Source organism: bacterium (assembly GCA_019912885.1).
In the GTDB taxonomy this organism is placed as follows: Bacteria; Lernaellota; Lernaellaia; order JACKCT01; family JACKCT01; genus JAIOHV01.
The window spans coordinates 50,914-68,766 of record JAIOHV010000080.1 but is presented as its reverse complement, the minus strand read 5'-3'; the positions used below and the strand labels follow the sequence as shown (position 1 = coordinate 68,766).

The 17,853-nt window shown below is 64.7% G+C and carries 13 protein-coding genes; 9 read left to right on the top strand and 4 right to left on the bottom strand.

Going from position 1 to position 17,853, the window contains the following annotated elements; all coding sequences use genetic code 11:
* Nucleotides 1-94 precede the first annotated feature (94 nt).
* Genes K8I61_06890 through K8I61_06865 form a run of 6 tightly spaced genes read left to right on the top strand, consistent with a single transcriptional unit; the run spans nt 95 to nt 6,829 of the window.
* On the top strand, nt 95-400 hold the full coding sequence (locus K8I61_06890; GenBank protein ID MBZ0271745.1) for a hypothetical protein: 306 nt from the start codon (nt 95-97) through the stop codon (nt 398-400).
* The gene (locus K8I61_06885; protein MBZ0271744.1) at nt 397-2,292 is read left to right on the top strand and encodes a DUF2723 domain-containing protein; all 1,896 of its coding nucleotides are present in this window, start codon (nt 397-399) and stop codon (nt 2,290-2,292) included. The genes K8I61_06890 and K8I61_06885 overlap by 4 nt, the downstream gene beginning before the upstream one ends.
* Nucleotides 2,289-4,049: a tetratricopeptide repeat protein gene (locus K8I61_06880; protein MBZ0271743.1), complete on the top strand. Its 1,761-nt coding sequence runs from the start codon at nt 2,289-2,291 to the stop codon at nt 4,047-4,049. Before K8I61_06885 ends, K8I61_06880 begins: the two co-directional genes overlap by 4 nt.
* Complete coding sequence (locus K8I61_06875; GenBank protein MBZ0271742.1) at nt 4,046-4,729, top strand: glycosyltransferase family 2 protein; 684 nt, start codon at nt 4,046-4,048, stop codon at nt 4,727-4,729. The genes K8I61_06880 and K8I61_06875 overlap by 4 nt, the downstream gene beginning before the upstream one ends.
* 11 nt (nt 4,730-4,740) lie before the next feature.
* Nucleotides 4,741-5,685: a glycosyltransferase family 2 protein gene (locus K8I61_06870; protein ID MBZ0271741.1), complete on the top strand. Its 945-nt coding sequence runs from the start codon at nt 4,741-4,743 to the stop codon at nt 5,683-5,685.
* A complete protein-coding gene (locus tag K8I61_06865; GenBank protein ID MBZ0271740.1) occupies nt 5,672-6,829 on the top strand; it encodes a glycosyltransferase in 1,158 nt (385 codons plus the stop codon). Before K8I61_06870 ends, K8I61_06865 begins: the two co-directional genes overlap by 14 nt.
* Nucleotides 6,830-6,833: 4 nt before the next feature.
* On the opposite strand, the gene K8I61_06860 is transcribed toward K8I61_06865, so the two are convergent.
* The 4 genes from K8I61_06860 to K8I61_06845 all read right to left on the bottom strand — a co-directional run bounded on the left by K8I61_06860 (nt 6,834) and on the right by K8I61_06845 (nt 13,557).
* Nucleotides 6,834-7,673 (bottom strand): glycosyltransferase, encoded by an 840-nt coding sequence (locus K8I61_06860; GenBank protein ID MBZ0271739.1) that lies wholly within the window; start codon nt 7,671-7,673, stop codon nt 6,834-6,836.
* A 61-nt stretch (nt 7,674-7,734) separates the two neighbouring features.
* Entirely contained in the window at nt 7,735-10,002 is a 2,268-nt protein-coding gene (locus K8I61_06855) for a DUF2723 domain-containing protein (GenBank protein ID MBZ0271738.1), read from the bottom strand.
* Between the two features lie 83 nt (nt 10,003-10,085).
* Complete coding sequence (locus K8I61_06850) at nt 10,086-11,300, bottom strand: formylglycine-generating enzyme family protein (GenBank protein ID MBZ0271737.1); 1,215 nt, start codon at nt 11,298-11,300, stop codon at nt 10,086-10,088.
* Between the two features lie 22 nt (nt 11,301-11,322).
* Nucleotides 11,323-13,557: a hypothetical protein gene (locus K8I61_06845; GenBank protein MBZ0271736.1), complete on the bottom strand. Its 2,235-nt coding sequence runs from the start codon at nt 13,555-13,557 to the stop codon at nt 11,323-11,325.
* 251 nt (nt 13,558-13,808) lie between these two features.
* On the opposite strand from K8I61_06845, the gene K8I61_06840 reads away from it, so the two are divergent.
* The 3 genes from K8I61_06840 to K8I61_06830 are packed head-to-tail and all read left to right on the top strand — an operon-like array spanning nt 13,809 to nt 17,852.
* Nucleotides 13,809-15,467, top strand: coding sequence for a sulfatase (locus K8I61_06840; protein MBZ0271735.1), 1,659 nt, complete (start codon nt 13,809-13,811; stop codon nt 15,465-15,467).
* A gap of 17 nt (nt 15,468-15,484) precedes the next feature.
* Complete coding sequence (locus tag K8I61_06835; GenBank protein ID MBZ0271734.1) at nt 15,485-16,432, top strand: hypothetical protein; 948 nt, start codon at nt 15,485-15,487, stop codon at nt 16,430-16,432.
* Complete coding sequence (locus tag K8I61_06830) at nt 16,422-17,852, top strand: hypothetical protein (GenBank protein ID MBZ0271733.1); 1,431 nt, start codon at nt 16,422-16,424, stop codon at nt 17,850-17,852. The genes K8I61_06835 and K8I61_06830 overlap by 11 nt, the downstream gene beginning before the upstream one ends.
* Nucleotide 17,853 lies beyond the last annotated feature (1 nt).

Genomic DNA, 17,853 nt, shown 5'->3' with positions numbered 1-17,853 from the left:
GGTCCTTTCGAGGGGAAAGCCATTTTCGTCCCAGCGGATGTAGCCGCGTTCGGGGCCGCGAACCGGCTCGACAAACAGATGATCGACGCCCCGCGTGACGATCGCTTGGGCCCAGGCATCGGGGTCGGGCGCGCTCGATCTCTCGAGCGAAAAATATCCCTGGAGACGCCTTGCGCCCGACCCCGATGCCTGGGCCCAAGCGATCGTCACGCGGGGCGTCGATCATCTGTTTGTCGAGCCGGTTCGCGGCCCCGAACGCGGCTACATCCGCTGGGACGAAAATGGCTTTCCCCTCGAAAGGACCTGGGCGCGCGAGAGACCGGATATATTCCGCCTCGTGGCCGGCGCTCCGGATTTCGAACTGTACCGCGTGATCGCGGCGCCGGAGAGCGAATCGTGACGGCTTCCGATTCGGCCGACGCCGAAATGCCGATCGATCGCACCGCGCTCGCGGCGGCGGTGGCCGTATTCGCGGCGGCACTCGGCGTTTATCTGGAGGCGATCTGCCCCACGATTCACCTTGGGGATTCCGGCGAATACGCCACCGCGTTCGCGACCCTTTCTCTATCGCACTCGCCAAGCTATCCCACCTTCACGCACCTCGGCCACGCCGTCGCGCTGTTTCCGTTCGGATCCCACGCGTTTCGCGCAAACCTCGCGACGGCGCTTGGCGCGGCGGGCGCGGCGGCGTTCGTCTTTCTGGTCGTGCGCCGATTGACGCGGCGCGTGGAGGCCGGCATTGCGGTCGCGCTCGCGTTCGCGTTCGGTGCGACGTTTTTCGATCAGGCCGCGAAGGTGCGCGCGTATCCGCTCCTTCCGATTTTTCTCGCGCTGCTCCTTCTGACCGCTCTCGCCTGGCGCGACACCGGCGACCGCCGCTGGTTATTTCTGACCGCTCTCGCCGGCGGTGTCGGCCTCGCGCATCACCAGTTGATTCTGCCGATCGGGCTTGCGCCGGCGGTGCTCATCGTGTCGCGCGCGCGGATGCTCACGTTGCGCGACACGGCGCTCGCCGGCCTTTTTCTTGTCGCCGGCGCGTCGTTGTTTGCGTTCCTGCCGTTGCGCGCGATGGCCGAACCCGTACTCAACTGGGGCGACCCCGAAAACTTTTCACGTTTTCTCGACGCCATGACGCAGCGGCAGTGGGCCGGAAAGATGGGCGCGGGAACGCTCGCGGAAAAGCTCGGCATGACGCGCGTCATCCTGGCGAGCCTCGCGACCGAGATGAGTCCCCTTGTGGCGATCGGCGCGGCCTTCGGCGCTCTTGTCCTTATGCGACGCGACCGGGCGCTCCTTGGCGCACTTCTTTTCGCGTGCGCGGCGACGGTCGCGATTCGCGTCAACTACATCGGTCCCGACGAGTTTCATCAGATTCTTCGCTACATGACGGCGCTGACCGCGACGTGCGCGATCCTGGCGGGCGTTGGATTTGCCGCGTTGCTGGATCAAGCCCGGTACAGATGGGCGATCGGCGCCGCGCTTGTCTTTGTCGCGGTGATTCCGCTTTGGCAAAATCGCGAGCCGGCCGATCTGTCGCGGCATTACGTCGGGGAATCATTCGCCAAAGCCGCGCTTGCGTATCCCGAACCGCGATACGCGCTTGCGGTCGGCGGCGATAACAATGTCTTTCCGCTCTGGTATTACCAGCGCGTCGAGCGGTATCGCGAGGATGTCGCCGTGTTGCCGCGCGTCGGCATGAACGCGGATTGGGTGACGGCCGCCCTGCCCGGCTGGCTGCCGGACGATCTCGCGGCGAACGAGGCCGCGTTCGCGCCGTCGCGAAACGCCGCGTTTTTTGCCCGGGCCGACGCCCTTCGCCGCGCGGGCGTGCCGCTCTTCGGACTGTTCAGCGCGTCGGAAGATCCGGTTGATCATGCGATCGTTTCGGCCTGGTCGAACGCGGGTCTCATCCGCGGATGCGGACTCGGATTCGTGTGGGACGGGCGCGCATGCGATCCCACGGTCTGGTCGCGCCTTCCCTTGTCGCCCTACGTCGCGGATATTCCGCACGATCACCACACGCGCACGATCCTCGATAACGCGCACTTTCATCTGCTTCGCCGCGCGCACGATTTCGAAACAAGCGGGCGATTCGATGATGCGGCAACGGCCCTCCGCAAGGCCGACGCGATCCTTCCCGAAGATCCGCGCGCGCTGGCGCGGCTTGCGAATCTGTACGCGACGCACGGCGATCCCGAACGCGCGCGCGACGCGGCCGGTGAATTATCCGCTCGATTCCCGAACGATCCGCGCGTTGGCGCCCTGATTCAAATGATCGGCCGCACGCCATGATGTCGGGCGGCGCCGGACCCGAACCGCGCGCGACGTCCGGTCGATCCTCGCGCCTGGCCGCGATTTTGGCGCCGGGTCTCGCGGCGGCAGCGCTTTATGCCGCGTCGCTTGGCAAGCCGTTCATGTGGGACGACCTGCCGTTCATTCTCTACGACGAGTCGATTCGGTCGATCAAAAATATCCCTTCGTTTTTCGCGACGGATCAGCACGGGCTTTATCGTCCCATACGCCCGGCGCTCGCCGCGCTCTGGTACGCCGCGTTTGAATATTCGCCGGTGGCCTGGCGCGCGCTCGCGGTGTCGTTGCATGCCGGCGCGACGATCGCGTTCGCCTGGATGCTCACATCGCTGGGTGCGGCGCCGCGCCTTGCCGGCGCCGCCGCGCTGATTTTCGCCGTTCATCCCGTACACGCCGACCGTGCGGCCAACACCGCCGGTGCGCTCGATCTGCCCGGCATCGCGTTAACCTTTGCCGCGGTCGCCCTTTTCGCGCGCGGCCGGAAAGGCAAAGACGTGCCGGCGCTCGCCGCCGCGCTCGCCGTTTCGCTCGCGGCCATGCTGGCCAGCGAGGAGGCGGTGACGATTCCCGCTTATTTCGCCGCGTGGTTTTGGATCTCGCCGCCGCCCGGATCCCGCGCTATTCAATCGACATCGCCGGCGCGCATTCCCCTTTTGGCATACGAAAAAACCGCGCTTGCTTACGCGGCCGCGCTGACCGCGATGTATATTGCGCTGCGCGCGGCGGTCATCGGACGCGTGGCGCGCGTTGACATATCGGAAGCGCCGCCGCTTCTCGATCGCGTCGCGACGGCGCTCCCGGCGCTGGCGCACGGACTCGCGAAAGTTGTAGTCCCCTTCGCGCTACGCCCCGCCTATGAAACGCCGGCAAGAACGCCGTCCTCACCCGCGTTCTGGTTCACGGGGGTGCTACTGGTTTGCGGGTTGGTTTACCTTTTTCGCCGGCGGGCCGGCGGATCGTGGATCGCGCTCGGCCTGGCGTTCGCGCTCGTCGCCCTTTTGCCGTTCTCGCAGATCGTCGCGTCGGACACCGTGCTCGCGGAACGGTATCTTTATGCCGCCCTGGGCGGGCTTGCCCTTTGCGGCGCGGCGCTATTTTTGCGCCTGCTTGACGCCGTGTCCGGCCCACGGCGCGCCTTCACCTTGGCTCTCGGCGTGGCGGCGATCGGACTATTCGCCGCGCACACGCTTCATCGAACGCACGTCTGGTCACATTCCGCGTTGCTATGGACCGACGCCTACATCAAAGACGACCGGTCGGTCACCGTGCTTTCCAATCTCGGAACGGAACTCTACGCGACGGGCGATATTGACGGCGCGTGTTCCATGTACGCCCGCGCCACGCGGTCGGGACCGCGAGCGCCGGAGGCATACATCGGACTTGGCGATTGCGCGATCCAGGCCGGCGACCGCGTCGCGGCGCGCCGGCATTTTCTGACCGCGTATCGCCAGAGCGCGAATCGCGGGAGCATCGTGGGAGCCCTCGAAGGGCTCGCGCAGCTCGATGCGATGGACGGCCGATGGGTCGACGCCGGCCGGCGTGCCGAGGAGTTGCAAAGCTACGAGCCGGAATCGCTTGTGGCGCGGTATGTCCTTGGATATATTCACCTCCGCCAGGGAAAAATCGAAATCGCGTACAAGGAATTGTCGGCGGTGGCCGACGCGCCCCACGCACCGGAGCGCCTGGCCGAAGCCGCGCGCGGCCTCTTATCCACGCTCAACCGCGGCGAACCCGAATGAAGCTCTCCATCCTCATGCCGGTTTTCAACGAGAAGGAGACGATCCTCCGGATCGTCGATCTTGTGCTGGCCGTTGATCTCGACAAGGAATTGATCATCGTCGACGACGGCAGTACCGACGGCACGCGCGAACTTTTGCGCGAGAACGTGGAAGGGCGCGAGGGCGTGCGCGTCGTGTATCACGAGCGCAATCGCGGCAAGGGCGCGGCGATCCGCACCGCGCAGCAGCATATCTCCGGCGACGTCACGGTGATCCAGGACGCCGACCTAGAGTACGACCCGCGCGACTACCACGTGTTGCTCAAGCCGATCGAAGAAGGCAAGGCGGATGTCGTGTACGGTTCGCGTTTTCTCGGGACGCACCGCGCCTTCCTGTTCTGGCACTGGGTCGGAAACCGCATGCTGACGTTCATCACGAACCTGCTGTACGACACGATGCTGACGGACATGGAAACCTGCTACAAGGCGTTTCGCACCGATATTTTCCGCGCCGTGCAAATCCGTTCGGATCGTTTCGATTTCGAGCCGGAAATCACGGCGAAGGTTTTCAAGCAGAAGTGCAAGGTCTTCGAGGTGCCGATCACCTACGCCGGGCGCGATTTTCACGAGGGCAAGAAAATCACCTGGCGGGACGGCTTCGGCGCGATCTGGGCGCTCATCAAGTTTCGTTTCACCGACTAACGGCGGACCGCGTGAAGCTCATCGTGCAGATCCCGGCGTTCAACGAGGCATCGACCATCGCCGACGCCATCGCCGCGATCCGGCGCGACGTGCCGGGGTTTGACGCCGTCGAAGTGCTCGTGTTCGACGACGGCAGCGCCGACGCCACGCGCGACGCCGCGCGGCGCGCGGGCGCGGATCATGTCGTAGGGTGGCCGAAGAATCGCGGGCTCGCTCAGACATTCGCCGCCGCGCTGCGCGAGAGCCTGCGCCGGGGCGCGGACGTCATCGTCAACACCGACGCCGACAACCAGTATCGCGCCGAGGATATCCCGCGCCTTGTCGAGCCGATCGTCGCCGGCGCCGCGGATATCGTCGTCGGCGCACGCGATATGGATCGCATCCCCCATTTCAGCGCGACGAAACGGTGGTTGCAGCGCGCGGGCACGGGCGTCGTCCGCCGCTTTTCGGGCGCGGACATCGCTGACGCCACCAGCGGATTCCGCGCGTTTTCGCGCCAGGCCGCGGCGCGGCTGAACGTCGTTTCGGGTTACACGTATACTCTGGAGACGCTGATTCAGGCGGGCCGCGAGGGCTTGGCCGTCATCTCCGTGCCGATTGAAACGAATCCGAAAACGCGCGAATCGCGCCTGATCCGTTCCAATCCGCAGTACATCGCGCGATCGGTCGGGACGATCCTGCGCATCTTCGTGCTGTACGAACCGTTCCGCGCGTTCGCCGCCGTGGGCGCGGCGCTGATTGCTCCCGCGATGATTCTCGGCCTGCGCTTCCTTTATTACTACGCCACCGAAGGCGGGCGCGGGCACGTGCAGAGCCTGATCCTCGCGGCCGTCCTTGCGATCGTCGGTTTTCAGGTGGTGACGCTCGGCGTCGTCGCCGATCTGCTCGCCGCGAATCGCCGCTTCCTCACCGAACTTCTCGAATCGCGCCGATACGATCATCGTGACGACGCCTGACGGCGCGGCGCGCCCCCCATCCGTCCTGTTTGTCAGCACGAGCTATCCGAACCGCGCGGGGCACGGTTCCGGCACGTTCGTCCACGCCCAGGCCCGCGCGCTGGCCGACGCCGGCGCAAACGTAACCGTCGTTTGCCCGCACGCTCGCGGGCTTGCGCGCGACGAGACGATCGACGGCGTCCGTGTCGTGCGTTTTCGCTACGCGCCCGAGGCGCTCGAGCAGGTGGCGTATGGCGGCGGAATTCTTGCGAACCTGCGCGCGCGAAAATGGCGCTGGTTGCTCGTTCCCGTGTTTCTCGCCGCGATGGCGCGGATCGTCCGGCGCGAGGCGCGCCGCGCCGATATCGTGCACGCGCATTGGACCGCCGCCGGCCTGTGCGCTCTGCGTTCGGGTCGACCCGTCGTGGTGACGTTTCACGGCAGCGACCTTTTGACCAAAAGCGATCTCATGCGGCGAGTGGCGCGATACGTCGCCCGGCGCGCGTCCGCGGTCATTGTCGCGAGCGACGCGATGCGGCGCGAGGCGGCGGTGCTTGGCATCGATGCGGCGTGCGTACGCATCGTGCCGCACGCGATCGATCCGGCACGTTTGCCGACGCGAACGCCGGCGAAGGAGCGGGAGATCGTGTGCGTCGGGCGTCTGTCGCACGAGAAAGGACCGGACTTCCTGCTTTCCGCCTTCGCCCGGCTTTCCGCCCCGAAAGCGACGCTTGTCTTTGTCGGCGACGGTCCGCTGCGTCAAACGCTAGCCGAATCGGCGGCGCGCCTTGGCGTCGCGGATCGCGTCTCGTTCGCGGGCGAGTTGGCACACGACACGGCCCTGTCGCGCCTCGCCGGCGCGGCGGTGTGCGTCGTGCCGAGCCGGCACGAAGGATTTGGTGTCGCTTGCCTGGAGGCGATGGCAATCGGATTGCCCGTCGTCGCGACGCGCTGTGGCGGGCCGGAGGAATTGCTCGCGGATGGCGCGGGCGTGCTTGTCGCAAACGAGGACGCCGAGGCGCTCTCGGCGGCGATCGATCGCGTTATGGCGGACGCCGATTACGCGCGCGCGCTTGGCGAACGGGCCGCCGCAAGGGCGAGGGAGCGTTACGGCACAGAGAACGTGGCGGGGATGCTGTCAGCCGTTTACGAGACGGCGCGCTGAAAGATTACGCGCTTTTTCGCTCGTCCCCAGGGGCATGCGTATCGGCCGGGGTGCGCGCGGCGGACGCGCGCGGCGCGCGTTCGAGGTGTCCCTGGTAAGATTTGGCGATGATGTAACGCCCCGCGATTTGGTGCACCCGGATCTGCAGAAGTTCGACGAAGCTGCGAACGGTATCGACGCCCAGGCGGACCTTCGACTCGCGCGAGTCGTACCACGTCACGGGCAATTGCACGATGCGGAAACCCATGCGGTAGGCGAGAAAGAGAATCTCCGCATCGAACGACCAGCGCGGGATGACCGATTGCGTGAAGATGGCCCCGGTCGCGCGCGCCGAAAAAGCCTTGAAGCCGCAGGTAAAATCGGTGACGGGCGGCGCGCAGAGCACCCGCGAGATCCATCGGAACACGCCACCGAGCGATTCGCGATAATACGGCTGGTGCACCATCACCTGGGACTCGGCGACCTTGCGCGTGCCGATGACGACGTCCGCGCCCTCCGAGACGCACCGGAAGAATTCCGTCGCGGTATCGATCGGAACGGAGATGTCGATGTCGGTGAAAAGGCGGACGGCGCCGCGCGAGCGCAGCATGCCGATTTTGACCGCATGACCCTTGCCCCGATTTTCCGGCACGCGGATGACCTCGAAGGCGACGCGCCCATCGAGCAGTTCGATCGCGGCGTCGGCGGTGCCGTCGGCGCTGCCGTCGTCCACGACGATGACCTCACTGGCTATCGGCGCGGCCCGCAGAAAATTGACGATTTCTTCCAGACCCCACGCGAGGCGCGACCGCTCATTGAAAACGGGCACGACGATTGAAAGGTCCACACGGCGGTTTTCCGTCACGGTTTCTCCGAGCATACCCGCTCTCTCACGTTCGCGGTTCGTACCCGTGGTACCCGCTGCCTCACGGTCGCGGTTCCAATTCTGGCGGGACCGTGCCGCGCGACTCGCAATACCGGCGAAGTCCTTCAAGCTTCGCATCGTTTGGGTCGGCGAACAACAACGCGTCGATCGCGGGGAGCGCCTCGCCGCAGCGTCCCAGCCCGATGAGCGCGCGCACGCGCGTCTGCTCGGCGAGCGCGCGCTCGTCGTCGCTTCGCGAGGCCGCGAGGGCGTCGCGCGACTTCGCGAGCGCGTCGCCGAAGCGCCCGGCCGCGAGGTGCAACGCGGCAAGCTGAACGGCGGGCTGGAACTGGTATCGGTTGATCTCAAGAGAACGCGCGTAGGAATTCGCCGATTCTTTCTCAAGGCCGATCCCCTGCTCCATCGCGGCGCGGATGTTCCAGTTCTCCGCGCGCCACGGCTCAAGTTCGGTCGCCGCGAGCGCGTTGGTATACGCCTCGCGCGCGTTTCGCCGCGCCGATTGCGCGATCGCAAGCCGCGCTCGATGCTGCCCGCTTTCGGGATCGATCTTCACCGCGCGGCGCATGTCCCGCTCGGACGTTGCGTAGTCGCCTCGGTCAAACGCCATTTTCGCGCGTAGCGCGTGGCGCGTCGCGTAGATGTCGCGAAAGGTGAAATCGAATTCGAATCGATTGCCGCGACGCTGAATCGGCACGAATCGCTCGCGGTAAACCGGATCGTCCTCGAGAGGCCAAAAACTGCCGGGCTCGACGACGCGATACAGAAATCCGTGCGGCGCCAGGCCGGTCGCGTCGATCAGGCCCATGTCCTCCCAGCCGTAATCCCAAAAGGCCGCTCGGCCCGGTTGTGCAAGCAGCGTTCGATGCGCCGAGAAGGGTTCATCCGGACGATACCCCGACCAGTCGATTGACGGCGCGCGGCGGCGCAATTCATCGGGAAACGGTAACCAGGCGCGTTGCACGTGCGCGACATCCTCGCGGAAGCGCTCCACGCTCTGCATGAAGAAAACCGGATAGCTGTTTGCGTCCAGGTGGCTGACGTAGATCGCAAACGGCGGCAACGAATCGAGTAGCGTGCGCGCGTGCCGGTGCATCGTGTCGTGCCGCGCGTGCGAATGCCGCGTGAGCGCGCGCGCGGATTGCGTCGCGAGCACGAGGGCCGCGACGGCGAACAAGGCGATATTCACCCATCGTTGTAGGGGCGCGTTTGAATTGACGCGTCGCGCGATCGCGACGACGCCGGAGCCGGCGCCGAATGCGAAAAGGCCGAGCACCGGCAGATAGCCGAACGAGGCGCTCCAGTCGCGGATGTAGAGATAGAAGTGCCCGGCGATCATGAGCGCGATCGCGGCGAACGCGACGGGCGCGGCACGCAGGATCGCTAGCGTCCCCACGGCCGTAAGCACCGCCGCCGGCCAGGAAAGCTCGCCGGGAATGTGCCCGGCGAGCGCGCGCAGATTGAACGCGGCGCGCGGCCACGGAAAGCTGGCGAGCACGTCGGAATACGCGCGTCCGGTGATGTGCGCGAAAAACGCGGGACCCGTTTCGACGTTGCCGTAATCAAACGGGGGTTCCGTCACCGAGCGGATCGGAAGCAATGCGTAGACGGAAAAACCGACGGTGAAAAAAAGCCCGAACAACGCGAAATCGCGCGCCAAGCGCGGCCGGGGGTGCGACGCGAAAAGCAGGAACGCCAGGCCCGGCGCCAGCAGCACGGTCGCCATGTGCATGCCGCAACCAAGCCCGAGCACGAGACCCGCGAGGTAGAAAATGCGTCGGTCGATCCCGGCGCCGCCGGCGCGCGCGCGCCAGGCCAGAAACAAGACGCCGAACATCGCCGCCAACTGCCCCGTGTAAACCTCCGGCGCGACCGTCCACTCAAAAAGCGCCGGCGCGAACGCGAAGGAAAACGCGGCGAGCAGCCCACCCGCGGCGCCGGCGGCGGGTTGTCCGGCGTCTCGGCCGATTTCCGCGACAAGGCGCGCCAGCAACGCGGCCGAGAGCGCGCCAAACAGCATGGTGAGGATGACGGGGCGATACGAGATCGCTCCAAGCGGAAGCAGGTCGAACCATTTTTCCGCGATGCTGAACGCGGGGCTGCCGGCCGGGTGACCGATATCGAGATTGTGGCCGAGCATCGCGAACTCGGCGGAATCCCTCCAGAAGACAAGCGGAGACGAGCCCGCGAGAAATCCCGCGAACGCGATGAAGCTGGCGAGTCCGGTCGTGCGCGTTATGAGCCGCGCTTCGGCCGTGTCTCGCGAATCGTTCGACGGTGCATCGATGCCGGGGCGGTGTCGACCGCGCACTTCGTCACTCCGCCCGGAGCGGAGTGACTGCATTTGCGGCCCTGACAGCGCCACGCCGATGCAAGCTGGCCGTTCGGCGCCGGTCAATCCGGAATCACGGTGCGCACGAGACGCAGCCCGTTATCCTCGTCGAGATGCGTCGGCAATGAAGGACGCCGATACGCAAGGCGGTTGTTGATGGATGTCGCGAACATGCTGCCGCCGCGATAAATGAAGATGAGATCGCCTTCCTCGCCGGCTGGATCGGTGGCAGGTCCATCGGCGTAGATGTAGCCGAATTCCTCAAACCAGCTATCCCACACCCATTCCCACAAGTTGCCGTGAACGTCGTGAAGTCCGAAGGCGTTCGCGGCGAGGCCGCCGACCTCGTGGATCGTGAAGCCGGAATTGCCGCAGTACCAGCCGACAAGCGCCAGGAGCGGGTCCGCGCAATTGCCCTCCGTGATCTCGCCGTTCGTGAACGCGGTGGTGCTGCCGGCGCGCGCGAAATATTCCCACTCCGCTTCCGTGGGCAGGCGGAAGCCGTCGCAATCGACGTCCCACGAATACGTGCCGTCTCGATTTTCCGTGTAGCACGCATCGTATCCGAGCGCCGCCGAGAGCGCGTTGGCGAATTCGACCGCGTCGTACCAGGTTACCGTTCCGACGGGATAATTGTCGCCGCACTTCACCTGAAACGGCGGCGTGTCGCCCATTACGCCTTTCCAGAGCGACTGCGTCACCTCGTAGGTCATCACGCGCATGGCGCGCGTCAGGGTCACCTGATGTTGCGTCTCATAATCCAGGCGACCGGGTTCCGTGTCCGGGCTGCCCATGGCGAACGTGCCCGCCGGGACGAACTGCGTGGAGGGCTCCGCGAGGTTCCCCGTCACCTCGGGACAATTGACGTCGTCGTCGCCGGTGTCGTCGTCGCCCGTGTCGTCGTCCGCGGAGTCGTCATCCGCCGAATCGTCATCGGAGGCGTCGTCGTCCCCCGTGTCGTCGTCCAGCGCGTCGTCGTCCGACATGTCGTCGTCAATATCGTCGTCACCGACCGAATCGTCGTCCGCCGCGTCGTCATCGAAATCGTCATCCATGTCGTCGTCGAAATCGTCATCCGCCGCGCTGTCGTCGTCGGTCGTGTCGTCGTCCGCTATATCGTCATCAGCGATATCGTCGCCGGAATCATCAGCGTCATCATCGCCGCAGCCGGAGCAGGCCGGCGCGGACGCGATCAACATGCCGATAACGAGCGCCAGAAAAAACGCGCGCACCGGCCAGGCCGATGCGCGCGCTCGATCGTTCGTTGAGATGTTCATACCCGCAATCTAACCGGATTCGTCAGCAACCGCAGCAGTTTCCCCCGGTCACATCGCCCTCCGGCCAACCGGGTCCTTCTTCCTCGTCGCCCGTCGGAATGTTCGGGTCGGCGTCCTGCTCGTCGTCGTCGTCGGACGCGGGCGGATCGTCGTCCACGTCATCATCGGGCGTCACGTCGTCGTCAATGTCGTCATCGCCGAAATCCGGCGGCTCGCATGTGTTGGCGTCCTCGAGACAGGCCTGTCCCTCGGGACACGGATTGCCGTTGCTGCGGCACTCGTTCGCCAGCTCGTCGCAGAATTCGGCGCCGTTGCAAAACTGGCCGTCGTCCGAGCAGGGATCGCCGGATGAGGGGCAGGAATCGGCGTCCTCGTTGCACGACTCGGTGCCATTGCAAAACTGGCCGTCATCCGAACACGGAGGGCCGGACGAGGCGCAGGCATCCGACGCTTCGTTGCAGGATTCGACGCCGTTGCAGAACAGGCCGTCATCCGCGCACGGCGGCGTACCCGACACGCACTGGTCGCTGTTCTCGTTGCAGGTCTCGTTGCCGTTGCAGAAGAGATCGTCGCCGCATGGATTGCCGGAACTCGCGCAGGAGTCGGTCGATTCGACGCAGCTTTCGGTACCGTTGCAGAACACACCGTCGTTCGAACAGGGGTTCCCCGAGTTCGTACACGAGTCGGTGGCCTCGTTGCAGTTTTCGGCGCCGTTGCAATACAGGCCGTCATCCGTGCAAGGCGGCGTGCCGGGTTGGCACTCATTGAGGATGCATTTTTCCGCGCCGTTGCAAAAGACACCATCGGTGCAATCGTTGTCCGTGGTGCAATCGCAAAGGATGCGATACCCGACCGTGCCGGCCGCATCCGCGACCGCGCCGCCCAGATCGTCCTTCGCGTTTGTCATCGAGGAGAGATTCGTCCCGTCGACGAAATCGTTGCAGGCGTCCGGGTCGGCGACGAAAGTGACGTCAACCTGGAATGACGCGCCCGGCGCGAGGTTGTTGCCGAACGATGCGGTCAGGTCGCTCCAGTTGATCCGGCCATCATCGATGTTGTCGTTCGACGCTGGGCTCGAGCTGACGTAACGCAATTGCGTCGTATCGTAGGTATCCGTCAACGGCATGATGTCGATCGCGCGCGCGCCCGCGTTGCGGATCGTGACGCGGAATGTCACGTTGGCGCCGATGTTGAATTCGCCTGAAGGATGCGAGAGGACTTCCTTGGTCAGCTCGCTGCCGTAGGCGACGCGCGTCACCACGACGTCGGTCGGGCTGCATTCAACATTGCCGGGGCACGACTGCGAGGTCAGGTCATCGCGGTCGACTTCGGCGAGCGTCGTCATGTTGAATGTGCGGACGCTCGCGGGCACCCACTGGAAGATGCCGGTGCTGTAACGGCCGATCGAAACGTACACGACATTGTCGTGCGCGTTCACCGCGATGCCGCGGCCGGAATCCCCGAGATCAACCTCGTTCTGCTGCGAGTTCGCCGTGTTGTACTTGACCAGATAATCGTGTCCGCCGGCCTGCGGCGGCGTGTCGCCGGTATGAACGCCGATCGAGGCGGAAAAGATCACCGCGTCGCTTTCCACGTTGACGCCAAGGCTCTTGGCGATGCGCGACTGCGTGGCCGATCCAATTTGTTGGTGCGTATCGACGTCGTACCAGCGGACGGTGTTCGTGCCGTCGGTGACGAAGATGACATCCGCGCCCTGATAGTCATCGAAGACTTCGATATCGTAGGCGCCCTGGCCGGTCGGCAGCACCCACGTCGTGACCGGTGCGAATGTCTGCGTGTCGAAGACGAAAATATCCTTTTCGGTGCGATCGACGACGAAAAGCTGGTTGCGCGATTCGAGCACGTCGATGCCCGATAGGTCGCTTGTCCCCGACAGCGTGATCTGCCCGAGCGGCGTGGCGTCGCGCGCGTCGTAGGCGTCGACCTTATTGCTGAATTCGTAGGTGACAAAAAGGTGCTCGTAATACGGATCGACCGCGAGCCCGACGGGGCCGCCGTCACGGACGTCCGGGCGAAACTCGTCGGAGAATTCGAGTTGGTTGCCGTTAATGGCGAAAACATGAATCGGATAGCGCAGCGGCCCGGAATTGATGGACGCGATCGCGAAGACCGTTCGCGGAACGTCCGCCTGCGCCTGGGCGGCGCGCGGCGCGGCGAACGACAAGACCAATATCGCGCAAGCCAGCAACACCCGTCCGGCACGAAGGCGCGCCGTCAAGCCAAATCCGCGCATCATTGTTTTCATCCCTCACATGGTGCGGCGCCGGTTTCCGGCACCCACGGGGCGCACGCCGGGCTCGCCGCGAGATTTTCCCATCGATATCATTCTCGTTTATCATTATCGGGTCGGGGAGCGCAACGCGCCGCGCGCGGCGTCGGGCCCCCGAAACGCATTATTTGGTTCGTTGCGCCGCCGCGGGCGATCGCGTCGCCCGCCATGCGGAACGATTTCATGTTTTGCTTCGTTTCATGGAGGGTACCCCGCCGATGCCAGCCCCCTTCGGCGCTCGACCGGGCGCGCGGATTCGTGTGTTTTTTGCGCTTGCCGTTTCCATCGCCTTCATCGCGATCGTCGCGGCGACGGCGCCCGGATGCACGGACAGCTCAAGCGGCGATGACGGCGATGACGACGCGCCGGCCACCCCGGCTCCAACCGACGACGATCGCGACACGCCGCCCGATCCCCGGCCGGATATCGTCGTCATCATGACCGACGACCAGGAGCTTGAATCCTACGACCAGCTTCGCGGAAACGGACTGACGCCCAATCTGGAGCGGTTCATCGCGGACCGGGGCGTCAATTTTCTCAATTCGTTTGTGACCAACGCGATTTGCTGCCCGGCGCGGGCGACGTTCCTGACGGGGCAGTACTCGCACAACCACGGTGTGCTCAACAACAACCGGCCTCGGGGCGGCGTGAACAAATTCGAGGACGAGGTGACGCTTGCGACGATCCTTCAAGACGGCGGATATCGAACGGGCCTGGTCGGCAAATATCTCAACGGCTACGGCGCATCGACATCCGCGACGTACGTTCCGCCCGGATGGGACGACTGGCAGGTGCTGATCGATCCCTCGACGTATCTCGTTTACAACTACAAGCTGAACGACAACGGTCGCGTCGTGTATTACGGCGACGCGCCGGAGGACTACCAGACGGACGTGCTCGCCGAGCGCGCCGTCGATTTCATCCGCGAGTCGGCGCTCGCGCGGCCGGGACAGCCGATGTTTCTCTGGGTTTCCGTCACGGCGCCGCACAACGAGTTTCTCGATGACTGGTGGGACGACGAGCGCAACACCATGCACGACGTTTATGCGCTTTCCATCCGGCCCGCGCCTCGGCACACGGGCGTCCTGAATCTGGAGCCGGCGTGGCCACCCTCGGTGAGCGAGGAGGACATGAGCGACAAGCCGTTTCCGATCCGTTTCTGGCCCAAACTCAGCGACGAGGATCGCGCGAGCGTCGCCCGGGCGTTCAACGACCGGCAGGAGGCGCTCTTGTCCGTTGACGATCTCATCGGAGCGGTCGGAAGCGCGCTCAAGGAATATGGGCGGCTTGAGAACACGCTGTTCATCTTCGCATCCGACAACGGGTTTCAGTTCGGAAAGCACCGCGTTCCGCAAAAAGGCGCGCCGTACGAGCCATCGATCCGCGTCCCGCTGGCGATTCGGCCGCCCGGAGGCGTCGAGGAAATGGAGCGCGAGGAGATCGTCCTGAACAACGACCTGGCGCCGACGATCCTGGAATACGCCGGGCTGGAGGACCCCATCGACATGGATGGGCGCTCTCTTGCGCCGCTGCTTGGGGCCGGCGACGCGGAATGGACGCGGCGGCGGCTTCTGGTGGAGCACTGGGCGATCAACGATCCGTTCGGCGACCTGGCGACCCACGCCGGCGTGCGCGAATTTCCGCGAACCGGCCTGCCGGCGGGCGCCCTGTACGTGGAGACCGTTACGCCGTGGTTCCAGACGCAATACGAATTCTACGACCTGGATGTCGATCCGTATCAGATCGAAAGCCTGCACAAGGACATGTCCGCCGGGCGCGTGGCGCAGCGCACGCTGTTTTCGGATATTCTGGAGCGCCTGCGGCATTGCGCCGGGCGCTTTTGCCGCTACGACGAGGACGATCCCCTTGAGGATTGAAAATTGAGGATTGAAGATTGAAGATTTTGGCGAATTTCGGCGCCCGGGTTTCGAGCGCGCGATGGGCGGTTCGCGGAACCGTTGCCCTTGCCTTCTTGTTGGCGACCGGCGCCGCCGGCGCGGACGAATTTTCGGAAAAGTTCTGGCCGCACTGGGGCGACGGCAAGGCGGAGCTATGCGGCTACGGCCTGACCTATCCGCGCTACGGGGAGAGTCGAAACGGGCGCGCGGTGGCGATCTTCGTGACGGAGACGTTTTCCAAAAAGGAGCGGGTGAAGGCCGAGACGACGCAGATCCCGCCGGACGATCGCCTGGCGGTCATGAAGCTCAATCTCGTGAAGGATTTTCAAACCGGAATCTACGACTACAACATGATGACAAGCGCGTTTGTCGCGCTCGAGGCGCAAAATGGCCGGCCGCGCGGCGCTTTCGTGAAATCGAGTTTCTCAAGCCAGGAGTGGTGCGGGCACGTGTACGCGGAGATCAATGCCCGCGGCGACGAATTGCGCCACCGCGTGCGCAGCTACTTCTTCGGCGAGTCGCACGAGCCAAAGCCGATTCCCCGCCCGGCGAACGCAATCCTCGGCGACGAGTTGCTGATCGCCGCACGCGGTTTTTTCGGCGACACACCGGCGGGCGACGTGCCCTATCTGCCCTCTTCTGAACACGCCCGCGTGACGCATACGCCGCTCGCGTTCACGACCGCGACGATCACGCGCGAATCGGAGGCGACAAAGATCAAGACGCCCGCGGGTGAATTCTCCGCGCGCGCGGTGACGTTTGCTCCGAAAGTCGGGCCGGCGACGACGGTGTATGTCGAGACCGCGTGGCCGCACCGCGTCGTGAAATGGGAGACAACGGATGGCGAGGCCGCAATTTTGCGCGGTTCGACGCGCTTGCCTTACTGGAAACTGAACGCCGAGGGCGGCGAAAAATACCTGAAGGAGCTTGGCCTTGAACCGTAAGACGTTGTTGGTCGCGATATTGTTGATCCTCGCCGCGATGTCGTTTGCCGTCGCCGGTTGCTCGTGCGGTGACAATGACGACGACGATGACAATGCGACACCGCCGGACGACGACGCGGTGGACGATGACACCGACGGCGACGCGGACGATGACGATGCGACGGACGACGACGCGACGGATGACGACGACGACGGCGACGACGACGATTCGCAGGAGTGCGTCTCGGATGCGCGCCCGATTGTTTTCGCGCACGGGTTTCTGGCCGCGGGCGACACGTTCGCCAATCAATTGATGCGATTTTCCCAAAACGGCCACTGCCCGCGGAACCTTCACGCGTTCGACTGGAACACGCTCGCGTTTGACGAGGACGCGGAACAGGCGCGCTTTGCCGCGTTCATCGACGATGTGCTTGCCGACTCGGGCTTCGAGGCGATCGACCTGGTCGGCCATTCGGCGGGCGGCGGATTGTCGTACGACTATCTCCGATCGGCGGATCATCGAGCGAAGGTCGCTCACTACGTTCACGTGGCGTCGTTCGACTACGGCGCGGCGCCCGACGGCGTACCAACGATGACGATCGCCTCCGAGGACGACTTGATCCTTGGCGTGCGTCCGCTTGACGGCGCGACGAACGTCGAGATCGACGGCAAGGATCACATGCAGGTGGCGACAAGCGAGGAAACGTTCGAACTGATGTACACGTTTTTCCACGACGGCGCCGCGCCCGCGACCGCCGAAATCCAGCCGGAAGACGAGATCGTCGTCAACGGGCGTGTGCTCGTTTTGGGCACGAACACGCCGCGTTACGGATACGAGGTGCGTGTGTACGAGCTTGACCCGGCGACGGGCGAGCGCGCGAGCCTCGTTGAGGCGACCGTGTCGGATCCGGAAGGGCGATTCGGGCCAATGCCCGTGCGCGCGGGCGTGCCGCACGAGTTTGCCGCCTGGAACGAGGGCTCGCCGGAGATTCCCGTTCACTATTATCGCGAGCCGTTTGCCGCCTCGAATCCGCTTGTTTACATCCGCACGTTCCCCGATCCGGGCAGCCTGCCGGGGATCATCCTCTCGGTGATCGAATTTTCCGACGAGGAGGCGGTGTTCGCGAATTTCACGACCAACCAGGCGATCGTGCATGGCCGCGATTCGCTTGTCGTTGACGGCAACGAGATCTCGACCGAGGAGCTGACGCCCGCGGAAAAAACCGCGATCGCGATCTTCCTGTTCGACGTGAACTTCAACGACGAAAGCGACCTGCAACCGGCGGCGGTGTTTGACGTGATTGCATTTCTCGCTGGTTTCGACTTGCGCATCCCGACGACGCCGCGCCGCTCCGTGGCGTTCGAATTCAACGGACGCACGATGATGGTGCCGACGATCAAAAGCGAAAGCGAAGGCGTGGCGATCGTGGTGTTCGAGTAGC

What these genes read in the sequence shown, in the direction of transcription:
- K8I61_06875 (MBZ0271742.1), top strand. Translation starts at nt 4,046, where the DNA reads ATGAAGCTCTCCATCCTCATGCCGGTTTTCAACGAGAAGGAGACGATC.
- K8I61_06845 (MBZ0271736.1), bottom strand. Translation starts at nt 13,557, where the DNA reads ATGATGCGCGGATTTGGCTTGACGGCGCGCCTTCGTGCCGGACGGGTG.
- K8I61_06840 (MBZ0271735.1), top strand. Translation starts at nt 13,809, where the DNA reads ATGCCAGCCCCCTTCGGCGCTCGACCGGGCGCGCGGATTCGTGTGTTT.
- K8I61_06880 (MBZ0271743.1), top strand. Translation starts at nt 2,289, where the DNA reads ATGATGTCGGGCGGCGCCGGACCCGAACCGCGCGCGACGTCCGGTCGA.
- K8I61_06850 (MBZ0271737.1), bottom strand. Translation starts at nt 11,300, where the DNA reads ATGAACATCTCAACGAACGATCGAGCGCGCGCATCGGCCTGGCCGGTG.